Raw genomic sequence first — 25,847 nt, 5'->3', positions numbered from 1 at the left:
AGGAGCAGAGGAGCAGGGGGGCAGAAGGGCAGAGGAGCAGGGGGGCAGAAGAGCAGAGGAGCAGAAGGGCAGAGGAGCAGGGGGCAGAAATAACTTATGACTCTTGGCTTTTGCCTTTTGCTTTCTAACAACTGACAACTGACCATTGTACAGACAAGGGTTAATCGCGTCTGTACAGAACACTGTTAGAATTTACTTTGCCACCAATAATTGCTTGCAACACATTTCCTATTAATACGAAAAACCCCGCAATTAACATCACAAGCATTAAACCTGTGAGACTTGCAAAAGGAGAGATAAGGAACAAGAGTAAGAACGCAAACATCACAATTGTTAATAGTGTCTTATTCATGTTTTTCGCCTGTGGTAACTTCTAGTTTTAACTTCACTAGCTAATTTATAAATTGACCTGTATCTAAAAGTAGAAATTATTTTTCATTCTTTAGTGTCTTAATTTAACCAGCTAATCCGCAGCAAAAGTAGTTACTAAACTAAATTACTTTTGGGTTGATATTTCTAAAATTTTGAGAACAAACTTCAAGCTGCATTTTCAGTTCTGAAATTGAATGATGGCTTTGAAAGACGTAATACTTAGAAAGTTATCTATAACTTCTAAGTATTACTGATGGGCTTTGAAATTTTCTACCCTATTCTGTAGTTATTTTTGCTAATGAGTCATTTTTAACTTCCCAAATTTTATGACCGTGGTGAAAAACTATCCAAAAGTTTGGCGGACAGAATTTTTAGCCACAATTATCAAAAAAGTCAACCAAAACTTTCCATCTAAATGCGACTAATTGCAGCAGCAGCACTGCGTACATGCCCGTTACTAGCAAATCGTTTTTGGATAATTTGCTGATAAGCTGCTTCATAACCATCGGCCATTCTTTGCATACTAAAACGGCTTTCAACATATTTCCGGCAAGTGGTGCGGTCTAACTCGGTCACTTTGTCAATAGCACTGACGAAATCTTCAACACTGTTGCACAGAAAACCCGTTTTTCCATGTGCAATTACTTCGGTAGTAGACCCCAGTTTCATGGCAATAACTGGCGTACCTGATGCCATCGATTCTACCATCACCAATCCAAATGGTTCTCGCCAAGTGATGGGGAACAAAGTAGCTACTGCACCTCCCATCAGGGCATTTTTTTGTTCGTGGTTTGCTTCACCAAGATATTCAATTTGTTTGCCGTCAATGTGGGGTTTGATTTCCTGCTCGTAATATTCCACATCAACCGCATCTATCTTACCAGCTATTTTTAAATGCCAACCTGCTTGTTTTGCAATGGCGATCGCTAAATGTGTTCCTTTCTCTGGAGATATTCTACCCAAAAATGCTAGATATGGTAACTCGTTTGGTTGGGCATAAAATTTGTAACTACTAACATCAATTCCGTTGTAAACGGTTGATACATAGTTTAGCCCTAATCTCGGTTCCCGCTGTGTATCTGAAATACTGATAAAAGATTGATGCTTGGCATATTGAAACACTTTTTCATTGTCAGGGGTGAAAATACCATGCAAAGTATGAACTGTAGGTGTTTTCACGAGATTTGCATAAGGTAATGCCGCACAGCCCATGTGAGAGTGAATAATATCAAACTCTTCTGCTTTTTGATAGACGGAGCCTAATTGCAGCATCTCATACATACCGTATTCTTTGACGCTGGGATCGAGTCTTAAGGCACGGGGATGAACTGATACTAATTTTGCCAAACTGATAGAATCACCCGATGCAAAGAGTGTAACTTCGTGTCCGCGCCGGACTAATTCATCAGTTAATAAGCTTACTACTAACTCTGTACCCCCATAAGCTGGAGGGGGTACTCTCTCAAATAAAGGAGCCACTTGAGCAATTCGCATTACAAACCTCCTAACAAAAATAAGATGTAAAAGAGACTCTTGACTGAAAACTAGGATAATGGTGTGGGGTTTTTGCTCATCAAAAATTCGGAAGAAGCTTTAACTCCTCCCAAGTTTTGTTGCACATCAGCTAGTACCCAATATCAAAGTCTGCAAGCCTTGTAAGCGTAGCCGTGAGGCAGTCGCAGACAAGCTCGATTTCCGTCGGTTGCGTTAGCAGTGTTTGTTTTTTGTTTCAAGAGAAATTGTAAATAACTTTGCACTAGAAACTCACTTGGAACGCTAACTCTTTGGAAAGAATCCCTCACACATCATATACTTTTACTTTTAAAACATTTATCTACCTAAATAAATAATTTTTATTATTCCTTAAAGTAGAATTTGTTCGACTAATTAACTTGTGTAAACCTGATTTTGACGACTCTTACACTAGATATGTTTGGGATTATGAGGAAAACTGAAAAGGTTAAAGAGAAAGGGAGAAAACCTGATTTCATTCTTTTTCCTCTTATTTATTTCCCTTTTTTCAATCCATTTCCCTACCTGCTATCGCTTGCAATGACCTGTAGATTGATATATTGACTTTTGACATTAAATAGGATATAAATGCAGTCCGTAGGAAGTAACCAATAGTAAGTGTGAATATTTCTCCATCTCGAAAAAAACCGCGTGTCGCATGGCAGGCGGTTTTCTCCATACTCATATTTGCGTTCATGTACCTGCCTATACTGGTACTTGGCTTTTATAGCTTCAATCAGTCACCCTACAGTGCAACTTGGAAAGGATTTACGCTTGATTGGTATAGCAGACTATTTGATGACGATCGCATTTTGTCAGCTTTACAAAATAGTTTGATAGTTGCCTTTTGTGCGGTGGGTATTTCCGCTGTGCTGGGAACTCTAATGGCGGTAGGATTGGGACGTTATCGATTTCCCGGCAAGAAATTGTATCGCGGTATTTCTTACCTACCGGTGATTATTCCAGATATTGCGATCGCAGTAGCCACCTTAGTCTTTTTAGCAGCGTTTGCCATTCCCCTGAGTTTATGGACAATAGTTGCAGCTCATGTGGTGTTTTGTTTAGCTTACGTCGGACTAGTGGTTTCTTCACGCCTAACTAACTTAGATCCCCACTTAGAGGAAGCAGCACTAGATTTAGGAGCTACACCAGTGCAAGCCTTCACTAAAGTATTGCTGCCACAGTTGATGCCTGGTATTATAGCAGGCTGTCTTTTGGCTTTTGTCCTCAGTTTAGATGATTTTCTCATTGCCAGTTTTACCGCAGGTAGCGGTTACAATACCTTACCAATGGAAATTTTTAGTCGCATTAAAGCCGGAGTTAAGCCTGATATTAATGCTCTAAGCGTGTTGCTAATTTTAGTATCGGCGATCGTGGCTTTTGTTGCTGAATTGATTCGCGCTTTGGGAGAGAAAAAGTGAAAACAGAGTTTTTCGGAGCAAATCAAGTAAAAATGACGTTAATACCAATTCGTAATTCGTAATACCCTTCGGGAAGCCGCGCAGAGCGCGTCTATGTAATTCGTAATTAAGAAAGTCAGAGATGGCATGGCTTTGGGGGTTTGAATGTGTTGCCTCATTTTAGAGGATTGGTATAAGACTGTAAAAGTCCAAAAAAACTATAGTTAATTGAGTCGTTAATAGCTAATTTGGCGAAAAAATAGTAGCTATATGGTGTTAAATTCTTGGGTGTGGTTAAAATCAAAAGTTTGATTGCTAAGTTATATTAGCTGTAGAGGCGATATTAATCTCAATTTGAGGATTGAGATTAATATCGTTTAATATTTTCACTAGCACTTGAATAAATGGCTCGATTAGTACAGAGTCAACATAAATTTACTTTTTTAAATATTCTTTTGATAAAGACTCCCGTGATAGCACTGATGTCACTTAAGCAATAACACCATGTAAAATAATGGTGATTTAGGATTAAAAATAATACTAAAATATTTATATTTTCATCATTACTTGCGAGTAAGTTATTTTAATCTCAAAAAATTGATGTTTATATAATCTTGGCATCAAAATAGTATTGTTGATTAATTATTAGTGCGGCATATTATAAAAAGTATCCAGTTTAAAAAGCTAAAAAGCTCATTTTAAAATAACTGCTTTTTTAAGCGGCACAATAGCCAAGTATATCAATAACTTGACTTGTTTTAGTTTAGTTATCATAACAATTTGCAGGATCGTAGCGAACAGATGGCTGGATTAGCAGTTCATGTGAATTTAATCAGCCAAATTTTAATTGCGGGAATTGATGGACAGTCTTTGACGAAAGTGTGGTTTTCGCAAGGAGAATGGCTATGGTTTTTTTGTGGGTTTTTGATTAGCAGTTGCGTGACTTGGCAATTACTGCAAATTAACTACACGAGCAAGCAGTCACAACTAGAAAAAGCTAATCAGCAATTACAAAACTATTCTCAAACTCTAGAGCAAAAAGTTAGCGATGTCTACGAGAACTATAACGTCTTACATTCTCAAGAATTAGAAGCTACTAAAAGAGATGCTGATGTTGCTAACCAAGCTAAGAGAGCATTTTTAGCAAATATGAGTCATGAATTGCGTACACCCCTAAATGGCATTTTGGGTTACGCACAAATCTTGCAACACTCCCAAACTTTAACTCAGACAGACCTTGATAGTATAAACATCATTCATCAGTGTGGTTCTCACTTATTAACCCTAATCAACGACATTTTAGATTTTTCTAAAATAGAAACTCAAAAACTAGAATTACACAAAAATGATTTTCATTTTCCTTCCTTTTTAAAGGGAATAGTGGAAATGTGTCGTATTGGTTCATGCCAAAAAAACATTTTGTTCATTTATCAAGCAGATTGTCAGATCCCTAATGGAATTCATGCAGATGAAAAACGTTTGCGACAAGTCTTAATTCACTTGCTTAGTAATGCCATTAAATTTTCCGATAACGGTAAAGTCGATTTTAAAGTAAAAGTTTTAGAAACTCATCTTTCGGGTGTGGAGAACGAGTCAAACATCATCAAAATTAGATTTCAAGTTGAAGATACCGGAATAGGTATAAAAGCCGCACAATTAGAGAAGATTTTTTTGCCTTTTGTACAGGTATGTGACAAACAAAACCCAATCGAAGGAATTGGATTAGGATTAGCTCTTAGCTGGAAAATTGCTGAATTAATGGGAAGTGAAATCAAAGTTGAAAGCAATTTCGGATTTGGTAGCAAATTTTGGTTAGATTTAGATTTAGAAATTGCCAGTAATTGGATACAAACTCTCCCCTCTCAAAGTACAGAGATGATTACAATTAAAGATAAAAAATCAAAAGTGATTGTAGATAACCAATGGTATCCTTTGACATCTTACATTCCAACTAGTGAATTTATTGTGCCAACAGATGTCGAACTAGAAAAGCTGTTAGATTTGGCCATGAGAGGGAATATTAAAGGTATCAAAACAGCATTAGAGGAATTAGAACAGTCAGACAATAAATTTTTTGCATTTATCACAAAAGTTCGACAACTAGCTGACGAATTTGAAGCCAAAAAAATTCGAGAATTTATCAAATATTTTAAGGACGATCTCAATGAATGAAAGATATTTTGAAAATGCTACAATCCTGATTGTAGATGACAATAAGACAAATTTACAATTAATTTCTACTGCGATCGCAGATTCCAGATGGGAAATTTTGATAGCTACTGATGGCGAAAGTGCCCTCGAACAAGCTGCATATGCCCAACCTCATTTGATTTTATTAGATGTTATGATGCCGGGAATCGATGGGTTTGAGACTTGTCGCAGACTTAAGGGAAATTACATAACACAAGATATACCAATCATTTTTATGACCTCTTTATCTGACACAACTGATAAAGTCAAAGGTCTTTCTATTGGAGCAGTTGATTACATTACGAAACCTTTTCAAACAGAGGAATTTTTAGCAAGAATTAACGTGCATTTAAAGCTGCGTTTTTTAACTAAACAATTAGCACAACAGAAGCTAGAACTAGAACAGCGAGTGCAGGAACGTACAGCAGAACTTTCTCAAGCGTTGCATGAATTAAAACAATCTCAACTCCAGCTAGTGCAAAGTGAAAAAATGTCTGCTCTCGGTCAATTAGTTGCTGGTGTAGCTCATGAAATTAATAACCCTGTCGGCTTTATTAAGGGTAACTTAAACTATATATCTCAATATACATCTAGCTTGATTCACCACTTACAACTTTATCGTTATTACTATTCAAATCCAGTATCAGAAATTCAAAATCACGCTCAAACGATTGACTTAGATGAAATGATTCAAGATGTATCAAAAGTGTTATCTTCTATGAACTTAGGTGTTGAACGTATTTGTGAAATTAGTCAAAGTTTGAGAACTTTTTCTCGCTCTGATAACTTTACCAAAGTAGCTATTGATATTCATCAAGGTATTGAAAGCACGTTGATGATTCTCAAGCATCGATTGAAAGCAAATAATCCATATCAGCCTATTGAAATTGTAAAAGACTATAGTATTTTGCCTGATATAGAATGCTATCCTGGCCCTATCAATCAGGTATTTATGAATATTATTGCTAATGCTATTGATGCTTTAGATGAATCTATAGATATTTCTAAAATAGATGTAGGACAATACTTTAAAGAAATCATTATTTCTACACAGCTAGATTCTTCAAGCCAAAGTGTCATTATCTCAATTAAAGATAATGGTAACGGTATGGAACCAGAGTTACAAGAACGTATATTCGATCAATTTTTTACTACTAAAGCTGTAGGCAAAGGAACAGGCTTAGGATTATCTATTAGTCGGCAAATAGTCGAAGAAAAACATTTAGGAAAACTTAACTGTATTTCTGTGTTAGGAAAAGGAACAGAATTTATTATAGAAATTCCTATTAAGTAGTTTAGATATGCTAAAAATATCACTCTATTTAATGTAACACATAACACAAAGCAAATTTTTTAGAAACTGCAAGACAACTTTTATACTCAGATAAAAATACAGAATTATTCAACAATTCTTTAACTTGTCTCTTTAGAGAGATGAATTTGAATAATCTTGAACTGAATTAGTATTTTAAAACACCTAATAAATGCCAAAATGAGATAGTCTAGTTGTTTTAGTATCAGTCAGTTTAGAGTCTGAATTTATTGATAAAGACTAATACAATGAGAACACGCTTGACAAGTTTCATCGCTTAGTATTATTATTCCTTGTTGTGAGAGAAATCTATTTTTTGCATATACTATTACTTAAAAAGTACCAGTAAACTACAAATAAATACAGGTTATTCATCTGTAGTTTTTAATATGGGTATATACAGATGAAAGCTATAACGAATTTATTTAGTGCAATGTGGTAAAAAATGAAATAACTATCTGATGAAAAAGGATATAGAGCTTACTAGAGAAGCAATATTATTTATATATTCAAGAAAACTGCTTTCTTGCACTAATATATATTTTAAGTTTGATAGTATTAGGGCTAATTTGGGACAAAATGCTATTTACTCTTCACTATGCAAATCTGCCAAAATCCCAATTGCTCAAATCCATTTAATCACGACGGCAACAGATTTTGCATCAGTTGCGGACAAAGCAGCTTTGGCAAACTTTTGAGAAACCGTTACCGCGTATTGAGGCTATTAGGTGAAGGCGGATTTAGCAGAACTTATGAAGCCGAAGATGCAGATAGATTGGATGCACCTTGTGTAATTAAGCAATTTTTCCCTCAAGTTCAAGGAACATTACAACGCACCAAAGCAGCAGAATTCTTCAAAGAAGAAGCGTTTCGCTTGTATGAATTAGGAGAAAATCATACTCAAATTCCTCGATTGCTAGCTTACTTTGAACAAGGTTTAAGTTTGTATCTTGTGCAAGAATTTATTCAAGGGCAAACTTTGTTACGAGAAGTTCAGCAACAATCTTTTAGCGAAGAAGAAATTCGCCAGCTTTTGATTGATATATTACCAGTTCTAGAGTTTGTTCACTCTCGTAACGTTATTCATCGAGATATCAAACCAGAAAACATTATCCGCCGTGCAACTGATAGCAAACCAGTATTAATTGACTTTGGTGGTGCAAAACAAGTAACACAAACTAGTTTAGGCAGACAAGCTACGGTTATTTATACCATTGGTTATGCCCCAACCGAACAAATGGCTGGATTTGCTTGTCACGCTAGCGATTTATATGCTTTGGGTGTAACTTGCGTGCGTCTTTTAACTCAATGTTTGCCTTTACAAAATGCTTACGGGCAAATTAATGATGAGCTTTACGATGCTATGAATGGTAAATGGTTGTGGCAAGAGCATTTACATCAAAAAGGTATTACGATTAATGATGACTTAGGCAAAATTTTAGATAAATTACTCAAACATTTGCCTAACGAAAGATATCAATCAGCAGCAGAGGTATTAAACGACCTAAAGTTGAAAAATTCTGCAACTGAAACACAAATTATAGAAACTACTCAACATACATTAATACAATTACCATCGCCACAAAAAGTCAATCTTCCATTACCTCCCTTACAAACCTTTCAATTTGAGGTAGTTACAGTAGATACAGGCGGTCGAGAAGTTAGCCGCGATCGCTCCAGTGCTAAATTTTTTATAGAAGAATTGAGTAAAGGTATCTCACTGGAAATGGTAGCCATTCCTGGCGGTACATTTATGATGGGTTCGCCAGAATTTGAAGGAGATGCTGACGAACGTCCCCAACATCAAGTTGCTATTAAACCTTTTTTTATGGGAAAATTTCCCGTAACTCAAGCACAGTGGAGAGCAATAGCAGGTTTACCCAAAGTCAAACAAGCTTTAAATCCCAACCCTTCTAAATTTAAAGGTCAGAACCGACCAGTAGAAAATGTCTCTTGGCACGAAGCTGTAGAATTTTGCTTGAGACTTTCACAAAAAACCAAACGTGAATATCGTTTACCCAGCGAGGCAGAATGGGAATATGCTTGTCGCGCTGGAACAATTACATCTTTCCACTTTGGCGAAACAGTTACCTCTGATTTAGTAACCTGTAGTGACAGCGATACTTACTCTGGGGAAGCCAAAATTAGATATCGTAAAGAAACCACAGATGTCGGCAGTTTTCAAGTAGCAAACGCCTTCGGGTTGTATGATATGCACGGGCTAGTTTGGGAATGGTGTGCCGATCCTTGGCATAACAATTATCATGGCGCACCAACAGATGGCACAGTGTGGGAAGTTGGCGGTGATGTTTATCGTCGCGTGCTACGCGGTGGTTCTTGGAGTTTTAGTGCAGAACTTTGTCGCAGTGCTAGTCGTAGCTGGAACGAGTCAGATGGTGGGTTGAGAGTATGCGGTTTTCGTGTTGTCTTGTCTTCTGTATCGGATGCTGAGTAAATTAGAAAGTTCAGAATCGGTTTTCGTGTCGTCTCCGTTCCCGCGTCAGGACTTCCTTCCCCTTTACACTTCTTAACTTTTACCCACTTTGGGCAATGAGAATTTCAAGCTAGAGATAATTTTAGCGACTGTCTTGAAAGTAGCTATAAAGCTATAGCTCAAGAGAGATTTGCACGTACATTCCTGACGAAATACTCTCTACTTCTGCCAAAATTTTATCGGTGATAGTTGATAATAGCTTTAATCGATTTGTAGGAAGCTCAATAATCGCGATGCTTCTTCTACTCAAGTTTTGCTGGTATTTCAAATTCTTATCTGATGTGAGAAAAATATCATACACACCATCAATCCTCATCATCAGTTCACCATTTTTAACTCCAGTCCATCCCTGTTCTTGAACAGTGGTTACTTCATAAGCTGACAAATAGTGCTTTAAAGCTTTTGGTAAATTCTCATCCAGAATGATTTTCATATTGAACTTGTTGGCGAGCAAGTCTTAGAAAATTCACTGCATCTACACGATTAACAGATGGGAAATTGTCCAAAAACTCTTCTAGAGAAAATCCATCATCTAAATACTCAAGAAGTGATTGGGCTGGAACTCTAGTATTTCGGAATACTAATGTTCCACCCATGACTTGTGGGTCGGAACTTACTGGACTTTGGAATAAAGTAATCATAACTATACATCGCCTCTAGATTCTTTGCCGATCGCTAGCAAAATAAAAAGTGTTGTGTTTGCAGCACAACACTTTTTCCTAACTACTATTTAGTTTAATCTTGCAATTGATTAAACCAGTTTTAAATCAGAATACTCTGCTAGGACATCATCAGATGTCAGAACATCGCCTTGAGCTTGGGGAGTCCAAAGAACTTCAATTGCTAGCAGTCTATCGCTAGGCAAACCGCCAATTTGCCGCAAAGCTTGACGCAAGTCATCAGCACTGTTGATTTTAGGAATTTCCAACTTGCCCAGTGTTGCTGCCAATAGGGTAACGATAATGTATTCGCCAGGGCCTTCGCTAATCAGACGAGTTGGATTATCGAGTTCATCAGCAGCTGGTAATGCTTCTTTGGCAAGGGCTGCTTTGAGCTGATTATTCACATTAGAAAGAGTTTCTTCGCTGAATTTGCTGCGTTCGGCCAACGCCAAACGGTTGAATTGACCTTCCGCTGAGTTTAATTTAGCTTGTTGCGTACCACCACCTGCATACACCCAGTATTCTGGATGGCGGAGCAAAGCTAGGCTGGCTTCTTGTAAAATTTCTGCTCTTCCTTCGGGAGAGTTAGTATCAGCAGTTTCGGCAATGCGGTTGAGTTCGGGTTGCAAATCGCGCGCTTGCGCCAATAACCCAACTTGCAAACGAGTTACAGAAACAGGGGGATTACTACCGTAGCCTGTTTCTTCTACTTCACCGCTACCTGCACGACGAAAACTTTGTACTAAAAAGTTAGCGATCGCGATGAAAATTAAAATGGTAAATAGACCGCCAAAGCCTCCCCCAATACCCCAGAAAGGAAGCAGAAAGGGAAAGCCAAAACCACCACCAGGATAGGGTGCGTAGTATCCCCCTCCACCAGGTGCGTAAGTGCGCGGCGTGTAAGTGCGGCTTGAAGGCGCTCTAAAGGAACCACCGCCGATCCGACCACCACTACGGGCAGCTAATGCTCCATCGGCGTGACTAAGTGCCATAGTTAACACTAGGCTCAGGACAAAGAAAGTTTTTAACAGCGGTTTGATGGTTTGTTGTAGTTTTTTACGCATAGCACAGTCACTTGAAAAATCGTATTGCTTAATAGAGAGGTTCCGGTGTGGTGCTGCCAGCCCGTAACAATTTAGCGAGTCTCGATCGGCAGTAGCTTTGTGTAACATTCATCTTTGACGGCTACATATCCAATCTACCGTGTCTTATCTTGGTTAAACAGCAAGCCAAAGGAGGATTTCTGTAGTAGATAACCGTACCTCAAAACCTCGACCCTATGCTGGGACTTTGGAATCAATTAATTATTTCTGTCTTTGGATACTTAAAAACAACTTACGCACAGGTAATGGAAAAACGAAGCGCTTACTGCTTCGCAGAAGCCGCACGGTAGAGTAGTGGCTTTTCGGAGGCTAGGAATAAGAGTTTGAGAGAGTTTTTGCATAAGTTGTATTAAAAAGCGCTGAGTCACCGAAGTTTACCCGCAAGGAGGAGCCAAAAAGAGGATAGGGGGATAGGGAGTAGAGGATATTCCCTTTCCCCTTTCCCCTTGTTTTTAGGTATGATTATTTGTATAGCTAGTCTTTAGTTCAACAATTGTGCATCCACCAATTATCATCTTTAGCAAATCTATCAGTGTGGAGCGATGGGCACGTTTGACAATTTAAATTAGTAATCTACACTACATTATGTAGGTTTTCGAGCCAACTTTCAATTGGGATTGATTTATCCTAAGATTTATATTGTAATGGAATTATAACAACTTATTTATCTAATACAAATGAGTAGTTGGCAATCATTTTGTCTACTAAAAAATAGTGTGTATAAAAGTAGCTTAAAGTCAAAAATTGAACATTTTGTTTTGAGAGCTATTTAATCAGATAGACTCCTAAAATAAGCTATTACGCTTTGAAATTGTACGATTGCTCGTGAGGTTCGTTGACCGCTGACAGTTAACAGTCAACACGAAAAGATGTGCAAATTAAATGCGCGACAGCTGATGATTTTTCGGCATTTTGGCACAATATGCATACTAATTCATTATAGGCTCTTAAAATGAGCTACTGTTAGTAATTTTTTTAACAGTTTATTGTTAGTTGTTTTAGCTATAATTGCTAGCTATTTTTTAGTTTTGGCTAATTATTACTTTAATTTGAAACATAAGAAACAAAATAATTAATTAACAAATACTTTACATAAATAATCATAAAACCTCTATATTTAACGTCTTAGAATATTACTTAAGTATTTGTAATGCGATCGCCGAAAAATCGAGAATGAGTTTCGTATATGTAAGCTTTTTTCTACAGAGTGTCAATGATAGGTATAAATATCTCTACATCCGAAAATTAATTACAGATTGTGACAATTTTTGACAAAAAATATCTAAATTCCTAGTTTTTACGAAGACACTGTTGGCGAACATGATAAAAAAGGAGAAAATTAAATACATAACCAGTATATTCCCCGATCGAATCATCAACAGGAATTATTCCTCAATATGTCTTGGAGATGGCTGCGATCGCAACTGTGATTTGAGGAGTCAACCCGTAGCCAAAATAAGTTGGAACAACCTTAGTCACCAATCTAAACTTCAAAGCGTTCCTTTTGCCTTAGCAACCACCATAGAGCAACAAAGCATCCTACTTCATCCCCATTGAACTCCAAGTTTTAGCTAAAAGAATGTCAAAACTGATGGAGCATTTTCACTTGAAAAAAATGTCACAAAGATAATAGCGAATTAGGAAATCTGAATTAATAGGAGCAAAATAAGACTAAGTTTATCTCGCCCCAGTGAAGTTATGGACAATTACAAATTATTGAAATTAGAGTTCTTGAAATTAACATGGAACATATTTCACAACTAGAAACAAAAATCCGAGACGAAACTGCATCCCCGGACATTTTAGTTATATCCCGTTTTTTCTTGCCAAAAGAAGCTTTAATCGGAGAATATCTTTATAATCGTTGTCTTCAAGACCCGGAACGGGTGATTGTTTTAGCGGCTAGTTGTCCGGGCGATAAGGTATTCGATAGAGTTCAGCAGTTTCCTGTCTATCGCTGGCCGAATCCTAAATACTTGTTGGGTCGTTTTATCGGGAGTCTTTTAAAGCCGCTGTGCAATTTAGTCTGCTCGTTTGTATTAGCAATTAGACTTTATTTTCGCTATCACTACCGCTACATTGAGTGGGGTCACGGCTACGAATTTCCTTCGCTGTTGCTATTAAGCTATCTTCTACCTATACGCTTTTTTATTTACTTGCATGGCAACGATCTTCTTAGGGCTTTACGCAACCCTCTTTGGCGATCGCTATTTAAATTGACACTGACACGAGCCGAAGGGATTGTTTGTAACAATTCTTCTACGCGAGATTATCTCAGAAATACTTTCCGCTTAGAAACTCCTACCCATGTAATTAATCCTGCAATCAGACCGGAAAAATTTGATGGGGAACCCAGTCAAAGCAATCTCGATGAATTACGCCTGCGCGTGCGTCAGTCTTACAATATTCCCGAAACAGCAGTCGTCATTCTCTCAGTCGGACGACTAGTGAAACATCGAAGCTTCGATCGCATAATTGATAACATACCACTACTGCTCACCATTGGCGTAGATGTCCACTACATCATTTGCGGTCAAGGCCCGTGTGAATCAGAACTGAAATCTCTGGCCCATCGCTTGCGGGTAGACAAGCGAGTACACTTTGCAGGATATGTACCGAATCGAGAATTATCTGGCTACTATGCAGCCTGTGACATATTTGCCATGCTGACCTTATTAGATACTAAGGCTAGCAGCCTAGAGGGTTTTGGCGTTGTCTACTTAGAAGCAAGTTACTTCGGTAAACCTGTAATTGCTTCTCGTTTGGGTTCTGTAATTGATGCGGTTCGCCATCAAGAAAATGGCATACTAGTGAATCCCAAATCTGGCTATGAAGTTTTTCAAGCCTTCAAACAATTATGCCAAAATCAACAATTGCGCGAGCAACTCGGTCGCCAGGGCAAAGAATTAGCCAAGCGTAAAACCCTTCACCGCTTGCTTTACAAAACCGAGTCTGTTCCCAACGGTTTATTAACTTAACCACCGCCAACAATCGTGACTACTTCCAAGCGATCGCCTGCTTGGATTTTTGTCTCTTGCCAGAACTGACGATGTAAGATTTCACCATTATATTCCACCGCGACCAAACGGGGATTAAAACCTAACTGCTGGAGTAAATCTGGTAAAAGTATTTGGGATGAACAGCTACGAGTTTCGCCATTCACTAAGAGCGTAATCTCGTTAGACATAAAAGTATTGCTGAGTCAGTTGTCAGCGATCGGTGGTCAGTTGTCAGTAGTCAGTAGTAAAGAGTGCTGAGTTATGAGTGAAGAATTATCTCCTCGATCTCCCTCTGCCCCCATGCTCCCTTGCCCCTCTGCCCCCCTATGTCTCTGGTTTGATGCGATTTAGCTGTGACAGTAAATATTGTGTCACTAGGGTAGGTTGTTCGGCTTGCATAAGCGATCGCACTACCGCCACGCGTTCTGCTCCCGCATCAATCGCATCATTGATATTATTTGCATCTATTCCCCCGATGGCAAACCAGGGAATTGAACTATTTGCAGCCGCATAGCTGACGTATTCTAAACCTGCGGCGGCTTTACCCAGTTTCGTCGGAGTTTCATAAACTGGCCCAACTCCAATATAATCTGCACCTTCGGCAATTGCCTGTTGCATTTCATCAGGGTTTGTGGTAGAACGACCTATCAACCGCTGAGGGCCGAGTAGTTGTCTGGCAGTGGCAATCGGCATATCTTGCTGTCCTAGATGCACGCCGTCTGCATCCACTGCTAAAGCTAAATCGACTCGGTCGTTGACAACGAACAAAGCGCCATAACTGTGACATAGCTGGCATAGCTTTGTCGCTTGTTCTAGACGCAAGCTGTCATCAGCAGTTTTATCGCGGTACTGTACGAGGGTTAATCCACCTTTGAGAGCAGCTTCCACAGTTGTTAACAACGTTTCCGTCGGGGAAGTGACAAGATAAAGACGCGATCGCCAAAGCATTTGCTGGCGTTGATAACCCATCAAATTACTTTCTAGGGTATAAACCCGATAGCGCATCTGCTTAAATGCCGGCCCCATATTGGGGTGGTGAAGCTTGCCGTATTCTTCCAAAACCCGCAATGCTTCTTGAACGCGGCAAAAATTGGCTTGCAATAAAGATTTGACGCTAGAGCGTTGTTCTTCTTGAGGATGGGTTAATTCTGTGCCGCGATCGCCTGGTGTATTTCGTGCCGCTCTCAATTCCGTAGTATGCCAGACAGCAATCTCTTGCCGCAAGTGTTTACACTCCCCAGACAATTGGGCATTATTTAACCCAAAACGACACCATTCTTCAATAATTCGCAAGCCTTCACGAGCGCGGTCTAAATTAGCATCTAATATGCGGTAAACAACTTGCTGTATTAGCTCTTTTTGGCTGTATGGCTCGACCATTACAACAACCCCATTAGTGCTTTCATCGTAATAGCCAGCCTCTTTCATAGTTGCAATGTTCTTCGCATTGGTAATTTACTAGATATTGGGTACTGGGTATTGGGTACTGAGTACTGGGTATTGGGTACTGGGCATTGGGTGTTGAGAAAGCTCTTTCCCAGTCCCCTATCCCTAGTCCCTAATCCCCAGTTCCTAGTCCCTAATCCCTTATTCCTTTATTAATTACTTTCTATGCAAAATAGCCAATAGGTCAATATGTAGATTACATTATCGACATTACTATGTTTCTAGCAGTATAAAAATTTATTGTTACTTCTAAGGAGAAGTGTAAAATTGATTCCCCCCCTTGTATTTGTGAAATATCGTAAAGCAGATATCCAGCAAGTAAAGCTAACTGTCTGGGCAGACAAACCAAGCCCTTGGCTGCGATTAGCAACGCCTTTTTTTAGTTTCTCAGTGTTGTCTTTAGCGGTTGGCGTGGGATTAGCAAGCATGACATTGCTGGGTGCAAGCCTTAGCAGCGTCGTTGCTCAGATGCCATCTGTAAGCGATCGGATGCACCTAGGTGAAACAACAATCTCTCAGGTTCAAGTGCTATTTGTCAACCCAAGTATCGGAAATGACACTGGAGGCGGTAGCGAAGCCGCTCCGGTGAAAACAATTACCCAAGCGCTGCGATTAGCTGCTCCCAACACAGTAATTATGCTCTCTCCAGGTACTTATAGTGCTGAAACTGGAGAGATATTTCCCCTGATGCTCAAAGCGGGTGTTGTTATTCAAGGAGATACTGCCAATAAAGGACGGGGAATTATTATTCAAGGCGGTGGCGAATATTTAAGTCGGAGTTTTGGCGGGGAAAATGTCACAATCGTTGGTGCAAATCAAGCAAAGTTGACTGGGGTGACGGTTACAAATCCGAATCCTCGTGGTTACGGCTTGTGGATTGAATCGAGTAATCCAGCGATCGCAGAAAATACATTTACTGGCAACACCCAAGATGGAATTTCTGTGACTGGCAATAGTGCTACCACAATTAGCAAGAATTACTTTTATCGCAACGGTGCAAATGGCATTACAATTGGCGGCAATTCTCAGCCGCAAGTGCGAGAAAATATCTTTGAAGAAACAGGCTTTGGGATTAATATTACCCAAAATGCTGCCCCTGTATTGGTAAGCAATCAAATTATGCACAACCGCTCCGGAATTTTAGCCCAAGCTAATACTCGCCCGATTTTACGCCATAATTTAATTCAAGATAGTAAAGAAGATGGTTTAGTTGCGATCGCTCAATCTCTGCCAGATTTGGGTAGCGCCAACGAAGCAGGCGGTAATGAATTTCGTAACAATGGTCGCTATGACATTAATGCTAGTGCTGCCAAGCAGGTGATTTTTGCTGGTGGCAATACCCTCGCTAGCGATCGGATTGCTGGCAAAGTAGATATGAATGCTCAAACAGCATCTGTAGCTAACAACTCTCAACCTGCCACCACAACCAATAGCGTAATTTTAGAAATTCCCCCTAGTAAAGAAATTACCTTCTCTGCTCCCGAAGCACCTAATACCACCAACAAACCAACAGTCATCAGTCAACAGTCATCACTCAACACTCAATTGTTGCCTTTACAGCCAGCCGTTGTACCACTTACTGTACCCACATATAATCAACAACCTCCCAAATCAGGAGTGGGTGGCTTTCCCATTCCTAGCAGCTTGGCAGGCAGAGAAACATCTACAAATACTTCAATTGCTCCTAGAGGACAAACAACTTCATTGCCAGCAATCAAGCCTGATACACAACAACTCAATTATGTGCATATCAACCCCAATACAATTGAGTTTACTGCACCCCAGCAGCCATCCAATCCAGTAGCACAGGAGCAAACGCAATTATCACCAGCACCAGAAATTGCTCCTGGAAGTGATTCAGCTATTTTGCCCGTTGCCGATGGCAATATCCCTATTGGCAATACTCGCAATATCCAAAAAGTGCCAGTACCTCAAACTTATATAACTGCCTATGGTGAAAGTTATGCGCCGCCGACTAAAGATAAGCAGATAGGTGTCCGCTACCGCGTAGTTGTAGAAACTACAACTGACAAAGAGCAGGATTTAGTAAAATTTCTTGCCCCTGGAGCATTTTCCACAGTTTGGCAGGGTCGCAGAGTCATGCAAGCCGGAGTTTTTAGCAATCGCGATAACGCTGATGAAATGTCAGCAAAACTTAATAGCAACGGTTTAAAAACCATCATTGAGCCATTAAATTGATAGAGAAAACGCTAGCTGTTAAACGCCAGTTCGCTCAAAGGGAACCCTCCGAAGTTGATTTGGGGGGAAACCCATAAAATAGCGATCGCATTCGGATGATTTACCCCTAAACTGAATTTGGAATGTAGATGAGGAGAGTAGGCGATCGCTCGGCTGCTTTTTTGAGTTCAATAGTCGCAGGTTACAATAACAAATAACTACGAGTCGCTTGCTAACAACGTATGAAGTTCAATGTAATACTCGATCGCGATGAAGATGGGGTTTGGATTGTTGAGTGCCCTAGTATACCTGGTTGTGTTAGTCAAGGTCAGACAAGAGAAGAAGCTTTGGAAAATATCAAGGATGCGATCGCTGCTTGCCTTGAAGTTCGTGCAGAACTTGGTTTACCACTTACCGTCGAGACTCATCAAGTAGAGGTTACAGTGTAATCATGGCATCTGCCCTTCCGGTTCTCAGTGGGCATGAAGTTGTTCGTGTGTTTGAATCGTTCGGTTGGGAGTTTGCACGTCAAAGTGCTAGTCACATCATCCTAGTTAAGAAAGGCGAAGCAGTAACCTTATCTGTTCCAGACCATCGTGAGGTGGCGAAAGGAACATTGCGTAGTCTCATCCGTACTGCTGGGCTTACAGTTGATGAATTCATTTTTGCTATCTAATCGCGCGATTGGCTACTTCAGATAAATCAATAAGTTCAATCCGGGAATGGTGCGGGAAAGCGTCCACAAAACCAAGGTAATGTAAAGTACACCCAAACTCCATTGATACCATGCAAGTGTGGCAATGATACCCGGCAAGTGTTCGTCTCGCAGACGAATATCGTTAAATCCCAATCTCACTAAGTTGTTGAGGCTAAAGTCGTAATAATTCAGCCAGTTCCAACGGCGATCGCACAATAATGGCATATATCGTTCGCGGAATGTTTGATTTCTGGGTATAACTGGTAAACGTCCAATTAACAATCGTAACTGTCGAAATGTTCCGTCTTCTGTAAAGTAGGAAATATCCATCAAGTCGTGATAACGACCTTGTTGGTAAAGTCGAATCAATAAAGCCACTGGTAAGGGGATAATAATCATCAAAAGACAACCTAATGTTAGCCAAGGTTGCTCGGCATTGCGAAATATCGCTAATAAGCTAAAGAATCCTAAAACGCCAAAACTTATCAATATTGCAACGGTTTCGTAGTATGTAGGAATAATTGCTACGGGAAGCAGGCGGCGGTAGCGATCTACTAGCCAAAATAGTAAGCCGAAGAAAGCGATCGCAACTCCCCCCACACCAAACACTAACCAGAAATTTGTACCATAGCCACTCAACAGCAACAGTATACTCAATGCTAGCCAGTTCCAAGCTTGCAGTAACCACCCACCAAAAGAAAGGGGTTCGGTAACGACGAAGCGATCGCTCAGTTGCGTATAGGTTTCTAAATCTATACTTGGTAAAGTGAGTAACTCACTGCGATCGCGAAACAGTTTGATTTGACGATTATCGACTATCTCTTGTGCTTGAGTTGTAGAAAAACCCAAATTAATTAAACTTGCGAGAGTTGCACTATTAATATTTGTTGTTACTAAACGCCGACTAACTTGTGTTAATCGTAATCGTTGTTTTGTGTACTCTAGCTGATTGGCATCGGCAACTTGCTGTTGCTGCCGAAAATTTTGTCCTAAATTCCGCAAAACGTTTTGATTTCCTTGCAAAGTCGGAACCCAAAACATTTTACCAATCTCACCAGGATTACCTAAAATTTTTGCTTGGTTAGAATTAAAAGTCAAGCCAGGTACGCTTAAATAAGCTGCTTTTGCAAACCTTGTATCGCTAAAATCTGCTTGGTTGAGAATACTAGCACCTTTCAGATTTACGCTTTGATTAAATTGCGCTTCTCGGAAGCTAATAGCTTGTTCAAAAGTCGCTTCTGTGAGGAAAAGTAAATGATTGAAATTCGATTTGGTAAACTGTGCTTGATTGGCAAAACGTACATGAGAAAAATCAGCATTTTCTTGCCACTGCACATTACTAAATTTAGCTAACTGTTTAAAAACGGCTTGGTTGAAGTTACCATTGTCTGCAAATATGCTGCCATGAAAATCAGCAATTTCCTGAAATTGAGTTTTTTTAAAATTAGCTTTGTCAAAAAAAATACTGCTTTGAAAATTACTTAATTGTCGGAAAGTTGCACCGTTGAAGCTTAAGGGACGGCTGAATCTAGTTTCAGTCCAGTTAGTGGGTTGAAGAAAAATTGCGCCTTGGGCATTCACAGATTGGAGAAAGAATGTATTGGGAAACTGCACTTCTCCATTGAAGCGAGTTTGTACCAAAGTCAAAGAACCACGAAAAACAGTAATTTCGCTGGCTGGAGTTGAAGTTTCTAAAAGCGAGCGACAGTCCTTTGAATTGGGTAAACTAATTCCTAGTGACTGCAAGCAGGACTTACGCAAACGTTCTAATTGTTCTTGTTCGGTTGCAGTGAAAATGAGAGCGATCGCTTGAGTATACAGGGGTGTTCTTAAACCCAAATCGCTACCTAAAAAATCTCCTTGAATTAAAGAATAGCTGAGGTCTAAACCCAAAGGTTTTGCACCAGTCTTTTGTAGTTCTTTTCGCAGCAATTGGTAAAAAGCATCGCGGAAAGTTGCATTTTCTGGTCGTAAATCGATTGTCATTTGCCGCAAATCCACGGTCAAGTTACCTTCGTGGAGTGTCGGCGTGCGTAGTCGCTCTTGCAACAATTCTAGAGTTAAAAGCGTGCGTTCTGGTTGTGTTTGGGCTGCCCAAGCAGGTAAGGGCAAAAAAAGAGTCAAGAAAAGCAAGAAAACGCAGAATAACTTCAAAAAAAGTCTATATTTGTTTCTCTGCTTCTGTGCGTTTAACTTTTGCGATACTCCGCCCTTAAAACATAAATTATCCAACTTGAGTGCGTATCATTCATCGCTCATCAGCAAAACAATTTTACCTGCGATCGACCCACTTTCAAGTAGTTGGTGTGCTTTGGCAGCTTCTTCTAAAGGAAATTTATGCCCTACCTGGATTTTTAACTTGCCTTCATCGATGTATTTAGCACATTGTTCGAGAATTTCTGCTTGATGCTGAAGGCTTTCTGCCAATCCTAGTAACATTGGTGTCAGCATCAATTCCAAACCAATGCGGAGATTACGCATTCTCGCAGATTTCCAAACAGTATTGGCATCTGGTTCGAGAATCGTCACAATATCGCCATATACTCGCACTGCCGGAAAGGTTTTAGAGAAAGTTTCGCCGCCTACAGTGTCAAAAGCTAAGTCTACGCCTTCGCCGTCAGTCCAGTCTAAGGCTGCTTGCACAAAGTCTGTTTGTTTGTAAAAAATTACACGGTCAGCACCGAGTTGTCTAACAAAATTCGCTTTATCCTCAGAACTCACAGTAGTGGAGACAGTAGCACCTTTGAGTTTCGCCAATTGAATAGCTACATGACCGACACCGCCAGCACCTGCATGAATCAAAACTCGTTCCCCAGGTTCTAATCGTCCCCGTTCGTATAAAGCTTCCCAAGCAGTGATTAACACTAAAGGTGCGGCGGCGGCTTCAGCAAAGGAGATGGAAGCAGGTTTATGTGCCACAAACCGTTCGTCAACAACGTTATATTCAGCGTAGTTGCCTTGATGTGACCCTAAGCCGCCATAGCAAAAATATACTTCGTCTCCCAGACGGAACCGCTGAACGCCAGCACCTACGGCCTCAACTATACCTGCCCCATCACATCCTAAGATGGCAGGCATTTGGTCGGGGTAAAAAGTACCTCGGTTACGAAGTTTAGTGTCAATGGGGTTAACGCCAGCCGCCACTAAGCGTACTAAAAGTTCAGTATTTCCTATAGGAATAGCAGGGTTTACAACTTCTTTTACTTGCAGAACTTTGGGACTACCAGCTGTTGTCATTAAGACTGCTTTCACAATTCTTTCCTCCTGGCTTAAGCTAGATGCACCTCATTTGCAACTTTAGCGCAATCATCAACACCCAGAAAACTATGTTTTGCTTAGAAGAATTCAGAATGTCCTAACTGCGGTGCAAGGTTTAAAATTCCAGCGTTGTGGATAGATGGACATTGCCAGAGGTGTTTTATGAGATTTACAGAGATGGTAAATTATCAAAAATCTGTAGAAGTTTGACACATTCTTTCAACTTTGTCTAAATGCGATCGCTCCTATCATTTCACTATTTTTAAAGGTTATAAATTGCCCCATTCTGGGCTAACCACTGTTTACGTTCTTGATAGTTCGGCACAATCCGTTCAACTCTCTCCCAAAATCCACTGCTGTGATGCGGTTCAATTAAATGGACTAATTCATGAACTGCCAAATACTCAATCATCGCTTGTGGTAGCATCGCTACTCGCCAGTGAAAATACAAATCCCCTTTGTATCCGCAAGAAGCCCATCTATTTCCTAACTCGCGTATTTGAATAGAACGAGGTGAAGTAGTAACTCGTTTAATCAGTGTAGTGATTTGTTGTTCTAGTATTGCCTGAAGATGTGTTCGATACCACTGAATGAAGTGTTCTCGACCTTGGGCTTGTGCTTTATGCTGTAACTCAAAACGACTTTGATATAGTCTTAAGTATGGTTGTGTTTGAGCCTCATCAACTATTTTGAGACGATAACTACGTCCTAAATAATAGAAACCTTCACCTGATACGTATTCCTTAACGTTAACTGGTGCATTAAATGACTCTTTTTTTAAAAGTTTGCTATAAATCCAGTAACGTTTATTATTAACAATTTTTTCTAATGTTTCTATGGGTACTTCTGGGGGAGAAGCCAAGACTAATTGACCGTCACGTTCGACGGTAATACCTACGGTGCGGCGTTTAGTACTGTGGCGAATTTCAAAGCTGAGGTCGCCAAAGGTAATAGTTGTCATGCCATTAAATTATCACGATTTCTCCTAGCTAATTGAACTAATTTATCTGCGACTTCTTCTAGTTGGCTGTAACTGACTAAATCACGATCGTCTAAGTAGCCTGCTATCCATCTTCTTAAATCCTCTTGGACTATTTGGCTACCCCAATTTATTCGTCGTACTTCTTGGCGGATGTGTTCAACAATTTCTACAGTTGCTTGAGCAATTTCGGGGAGTTGTTTTTGTGAATATTCACCTAAAATATTCAGAAATGGCATTTGAGTTTTGGGATCTAATCCAGTCTCATCTGTAGTCTTACCAGTTTGAATTTGTTCTATATACTTCCGCAACGCCTCAACTTTTTCTTCCCAGTTATCAGCTAAAGATTCCAGAATTTCTGTGAGTTTTTCACTTAAATTTTTGTAGTAAACTGGGTCTTCTTCATAATTTACGCTGATATGGTGACGAGCAGCGAATTCCATTTCTGCCGCTTGTGCTTTAATTGAGCGATGGTGTTGAACATGGGTTTTAAAATCCAAGGACATGATATCAATTGGTGGTACTTTTGGGTCAATCCCTTGCGATTCAATATATTGGTCTATTAATGCCCTAACTTTCTCTTTAGCACTAACAATGTTAAGTTTTTCATCTCTGTAGAGGTCAGCAACAGCTTTTTTAATAAAGCCAAGCTTTTTGGCATCTCGAACAAAATTATAAGGCTGACGTGCTTCTGAACGTGGCAGTATTGTATCGAGAGTGTTGAGAAAATCTTGGAAACAGTCATTAAATTCGACTCTGAGGCGTTCATCTTGGAGTAAGTCTACACAAGCATCTACATCATCAATTGTGCAGTGGTTATCAGTGAATAGAGCAATCACTCGCTGATGCCTGTCGCGCAATTTTGGCAATTCTGCACGAATATCAAACCAAGCCAATTCTGTATCAACATTCTCGTAAACTGAGAGTGCAGTAGCGATATCAACACCGTAATAATCGACTACTAACCCCTCTGTTTTCTTATCATTATAGACTCGGTTAACACGAGCGATCGCTTGCAGCAATTCATATTCTTTTAGTGACCTGTCTAAATATAGAACTTGTTCTAACGGTGCATCAAAACCCGTTAATAGCATATTTTTTACAATTAGAATCGCTAAACTATCTTGATTTAAAGGCTTTTTAAATTTCTCTATATTAATTTCTTGTTGACTTTTATCTGTCCACTTTTTCCAGCTAGGGTCATCTCCTTTATCACTAGAGATGACAGTAGCAAATTCTAGCTTGCGGATGGTTTCTAGATGTGGGAGTGCTTGAGCAAAAAAACGAGTTTCGGCATCACGCGATTCTAAAACCTCCGGGTCAAGAATTTGCAGAATGGGGGCGCGGTGTTCTAGTTGCTGTACTATTTCTCGTTGCGCTTCCACAAATGCTTCTTGGTAACGGACTGCGGCCAGACGGGTAGAGGCGACTACTTGGGCCTTAAAACCTCCTGCTAAAATGCGCTCAATATAATGACGTAGCATACTTTTAGCTTTGGCTTTAATTAGTTCCCGTGCTTCGCCAACTTGGGTTTTAGTAGCGTAATTAGCTTTAATTAGCGCTCGTTCTTCTGGTGTTTTATCAGCAAAGATAATTTCAAAAAGTTGGTCGAGGTCATCACCTTGGGTTACAGTGCCTCTAGCTTCTAATCCTTCGTAGACAATGGGCAAAGTAACTTTATCTTCTTGAGATTTGCGGATATTGTATTCGTCAATAAATGAACCAAAAATTTGCAGCGTGGTTTTTTTGGCAGCTTTGACAATGGGTGTACCAGTAAAGCCAATACGGACACAGTTAGGTAAGGCTTCTAATAAGTTGGTGTGGAGGGTTTTGGCGTGAGAACGGTGTGCTTCATCAATTAGCACTAGGATATTTTCCGAAGGATTGAGGTTTTTCGGAATTGGTTCAATTTCTGCTTCTTCAGAATCTTCGCCGCCTTTAAACTTTTGAATCATGCCGAAGACTAAGCCAGCACCCGGTTGTTGCAAGTATTGTTCTAACTTTTTGACGTTTTTAGCTTTTTGTAATGGTTCTCCAGTGAGGACGGCGGTATCTGCAAGTTGTTTTTCTAAATCTCTGCGGTCAGTGACAACCACAATTTTAAAGCGGCGTAATTCTGGAATAGTGCGAATTTTGCGAATTAAGTAAACCATTGTCAGGCTTTTACCTGAACCTTGGGTATGCCAGATAATGCCACCGCGTTGGTCATCTGTACCATGTTGGGCGCGGGTTTGGTTGTGTTGGAGTCGGTGCAGTGCTTTATAAACTGCGCGATATTGCTGGTAACGGGGGACTATTTTAATGGTGCGTCCGCCGCTAGTTTTAAATAAAGTGAAATTATGCAGGATGTCGATAAGATTAGCTAGTTTCAACATCCCGGCGATGAGGCTTTGACGAGAATTCAATTCAGAAGCACCTAATTGTGCGGCAATTTCTGCTTGGGGGCTGGGAATGGTATCTTTCCAATCAACATAATGTTCATAATTTGCGCCGATGGTTCCGGCTGTTGCCCGTCCTCTCGATGCTGCTATCATCAGCAAATTGTAGTGGAATAATTTTTCAGCACCTTCTGGTTGACTGCTACCCCGTTGGTTGGAATATTTCAATAAGTCTTGAATTGCTTCAGTTATCGGGTTATCTAGATTGGGACTTTTACATTCAATTACTACTAAAGGAATGCCGTTAACAAGTAGTACCATGTCTGGGACTATAAACCCCCGATTACCAGTTGCCCAAGGCGGGTCTACTCGGTATTGATTGATGGCTAAAAAATTGTTGCGGTGAATATTTTCAGGATTAAATTCAATAAAATGAACAGTGTGCTGTTTCCCGTCTTGTCCTAAAACTGTAGTGCCTTTGAGTAGTAATTCTGTGGCGGCTTGGTTAGCTTCCATTAATCTGTTTGCACCCAAGCGTTCTAGCTGACTCACTGCGGCTTGAACTTGCATATCATCTAGCCAAGGATTGCCGTTGTCATCTAAGTTGATGCGTTTGATGGCGGCTTTGAGGCGTTGTGTCAGTAGAACTTGCTTAAAGTTTTCGCGTTCGGTAATTGCGGGGTTGTCCCAACTGCCTTCTATGTACTGCCATCCCATGCTGATGAGTTGTTCAATGATGGGTTTTTCTACATAAATATATTCTGGGGTTGTTTGTGGCATGGTGATAGTTTTTACATTAAGGGACACACCTAATATATTTTGCACCAAGCTCAACTATTTGAAGGGTAAGCAGTAAATTCGACATAT

The 25,847-nt window shown here is 39.9% G+C and carries 19 protein-coding genes; 8 read left to right on the top strand and 11 right to left on the bottom strand.

Annotated elements, in window-relative coordinates; genetic code table 11:
- Window positions 1-160: 160 nt before the first annotated feature.
- Both I8752_RS02960 and I8752_RS02955 read right to left on the bottom strand, forming a co-directional pair.
- Window positions 161-352: a hypothetical protein gene (locus I8752_RS02960; RefSeq protein WP_214430839.1), complete on the bottom strand. Its 192-nt coding sequence runs from the start codon at window positions 350-352 to the stop codon at window positions 161-163.
- 431 nt (window positions 353-783) lie between these two features.
- Window positions 784-1,866, bottom strand: coding sequence for a glycosyltransferase family 4 protein (locus tag I8752_RS02955; protein WP_214430838.1), 1,083 nt, complete (start codon window positions 1,864-1,866; stop codon window positions 784-786).
- 638 nt (window positions 1,867-2,504) lie between these two features.
- Between I8752_RS02955 and I8752_RS02950 the strand changes: the two genes are divergently transcribed.
- The 4 genes from I8752_RS02950 (at window position 2,505) to I8752_RS02935 (ending at window position 9,241) form a co-directional block, all read left to right on the top strand.
- Complete coding sequence (locus I8752_RS02950; RefSeq protein WP_214430837.1) at window positions 2,505-3,305, top strand: ABC transporter permease; 801 nt, start codon at window positions 2,505-2,507, stop codon at window positions 3,303-3,305.
- Window positions 3,306-4,064: 759 nt separating this feature from the next.
- Window positions 4,065-5,456 (top strand): sensor histidine kinase, encoded by a 1,392-nt coding sequence (locus I8752_RS02945; protein WP_225895404.1) that lies wholly within the window; start codon window positions 4,065-4,067, stop codon window positions 5,454-5,456.
- Window positions 5,449-6,768 carry a hybrid sensor histidine kinase/response regulator gene (locus tag I8752_RS02940; protein ID WP_214430836.1) on the top strand — a complete coding sequence of 440 codons (1,320 nt, stop codon included), beginning with the start codon at window positions 5,449-5,451 and terminating at the stop codon, window positions 6,766-6,768. Before I8752_RS02945 ends, I8752_RS02940 begins: the two co-directional genes overlap by 8 nt.
- Window positions 6,769-7,384: 616 nt before the next feature.
- Window positions 7,385-9,241, top strand: coding sequence for a bifunctional serine/threonine-protein kinase/formylglycine-generating enzyme family protein (locus tag I8752_RS02935; RefSeq protein WP_214430835.1), 1,857 nt, complete (start codon window positions 7,385-7,387; stop codon window positions 9,239-9,241).
- 151 nt (window positions 9,242-9,392) lie between these two features.
- Here I8752_RS02935 and I8752_RS02930 read toward each other — a convergent pair whose 3' ends face one another.
- From I8752_RS02930 to I8752_RS02920, 3 genes are all read right to left on the bottom strand, one after another.
- Complete coding sequence (locus tag I8752_RS02930; RefSeq protein ID WP_214430834.1) at window positions 9,393-9,713, bottom strand: hypothetical protein; 321 nt, start codon at window positions 9,711-9,713, stop codon at window positions 9,393-9,395.
- A complete protein-coding gene (locus I8752_RS02925; protein ID WP_214430833.1) occupies window positions 9,694-9,921 on the bottom strand; it encodes a DUF433 domain-containing protein in 228 nt (75 codons plus the stop codon). Before I8752_RS02925 ends, I8752_RS02930 begins: the two co-directional genes overlap by 20 nt.
- Window positions 9,922-10,031: 110 nt before the next feature.
- Entirely contained in the window at window positions 10,032-11,006 is a 975-nt protein-coding gene (locus I8752_RS02920; protein WP_214430873.1) for a DUF1517 domain-containing protein, read from the bottom strand.
- Window positions 11,007-12,787: 1,781 nt separating this feature from the next.
- Here I8752_RS02920 and I8752_RS02915 point away from each other — a divergent pair.
- A complete protein-coding gene (locus I8752_RS02915; protein ID WP_214430832.1) occupies window positions 12,788-14,023 on the top strand; it encodes a glycosyltransferase family 4 protein in 1,236 nt (411 codons plus the stop codon).
- Here the strand turns inward: I8752_RS02915 and thiS are convergent.
- Together thiS and I8752_RS02905 are read right to left on the bottom strand one after the other, a co-directional pair.
- A complete protein-coding gene (gene thiS / locus I8752_RS02910) occupies window positions 14,020-14,232 on the bottom strand; it encodes a sulfur carrier protein ThiS (protein ID WP_214430831.1) in 213 nt (70 codons plus the stop codon). The genes I8752_RS02915 and thiS overlap by 4 nt on opposite strands.
- Before the next feature lie 136 nt (window positions 14,233-14,368).
- Window positions 14,369-15,472 (bottom strand): thiamine phosphate synthase, encoded by a 1,104-nt coding sequence (locus tag I8752_RS02905; protein WP_214430830.1) that lies wholly within the window; start codon window positions 15,470-15,472, stop codon window positions 14,369-14,371.
- 444 nt (window positions 15,473-15,916) lie between these two features.
- Here I8752_RS02905 and I8752_RS02900 point away from each other — a divergent pair, with 444 nt between their 5' ends.
- The 3 genes from I8752_RS02900 (at window position 15,917) to I8752_RS02890 (ending at window position 18,344) form a co-directional block, all read left to right on the top strand.
- The gene (locus tag I8752_RS02900) at window positions 15,917-17,689 is read left to right on the top strand and encodes a DUF1565 domain-containing protein (RefSeq protein ID WP_214430872.1); all 1,773 of its coding nucleotides are present in this window, start codon (window positions 15,917-15,919) and stop codon (window positions 17,687-17,689) included.
- A 221-nt stretch (window positions 17,690-17,910) separates the two neighbouring features.
- Entirely contained in the window at window positions 17,911-18,117 is a 207-nt protein-coding gene (locus tag I8752_RS02895) for a type II toxin-antitoxin system HicB family antitoxin (protein WP_214430829.1), read from the top strand.
- Window positions 18,118-18,119: 2 nt separating this feature from the next.
- Window positions 18,120-18,344: a type II toxin-antitoxin system HicA family toxin gene (locus I8752_RS02890; protein WP_214430828.1), complete on the top strand. Its 225-nt coding sequence runs from the start codon at window positions 18,120-18,122 to the stop codon at window positions 18,342-18,344.
- Window positions 18,345-18,356: 12 nt separating this feature from the next.
- On the opposite strand, the gene I8752_RS02885 is transcribed toward I8752_RS02890, so the two are convergent.
- From I8752_RS02885 to I8752_RS02870, 4 genes are all read right to left on the bottom strand, one after another.
- Window positions 18,357-20,519 carry a pentapeptide repeat-containing protein gene (locus I8752_RS02885; protein ID WP_404827071.1) on the bottom strand — a complete coding sequence of 721 codons (2,163 nt, stop codon included), beginning with the start codon at window positions 20,517-20,519 and terminating at the stop codon, window positions 18,357-18,359.
- A gap of 90 nt (window positions 20,520-20,609) precedes the next feature.
- The gene (locus tag I8752_RS02880; RefSeq protein ID WP_214430826.1) at window positions 20,610-21,617 is read right to left on the bottom strand and encodes a zinc-dependent alcohol dehydrogenase family protein; all 1,008 of its coding nucleotides are present in this window, start codon (window positions 21,615-21,617) and stop codon (window positions 20,610-20,612) included.
- Between the two features lie 268 nt (window positions 21,618-21,885).
- The gene (locus I8752_RS02875) at window positions 21,886-22,584 is read right to left on the bottom strand and encodes a M48 family metallopeptidase (protein WP_214430825.1); all 699 of its coding nucleotides are present in this window, start codon (window positions 22,582-22,584) and stop codon (window positions 21,886-21,888) included.
- Window positions 22,581-25,760 (bottom strand): type I restriction endonuclease subunit R, encoded by a 3,180-nt coding sequence (locus I8752_RS02870; RefSeq protein ID WP_214430824.1) that lies wholly within the window; start codon window positions 25,758-25,760, stop codon window positions 22,581-22,583. The genes I8752_RS02875 and I8752_RS02870 overlap by 4 nt, the downstream gene beginning before the upstream one ends.
- Window positions 25,761-25,847: the final 87 nt, after the last annotated feature.

The organism is Dendronalium phyllosphericum CENA369, assembly GCF_016056275.1.
In the GTDB taxonomy this organism is placed as follows: domain Bacteria; phylum Cyanobacteriota; class Cyanobacteriia; order Cyanobacteriales; family Nostocaceae; genus Dendronalium; species Dendronalium phyllosphericum.
The sequence above is the reverse complement of the archived record's forward strand: the minus strand, read 5'-3'. Positions and strand labels throughout refer to the sequence as shown.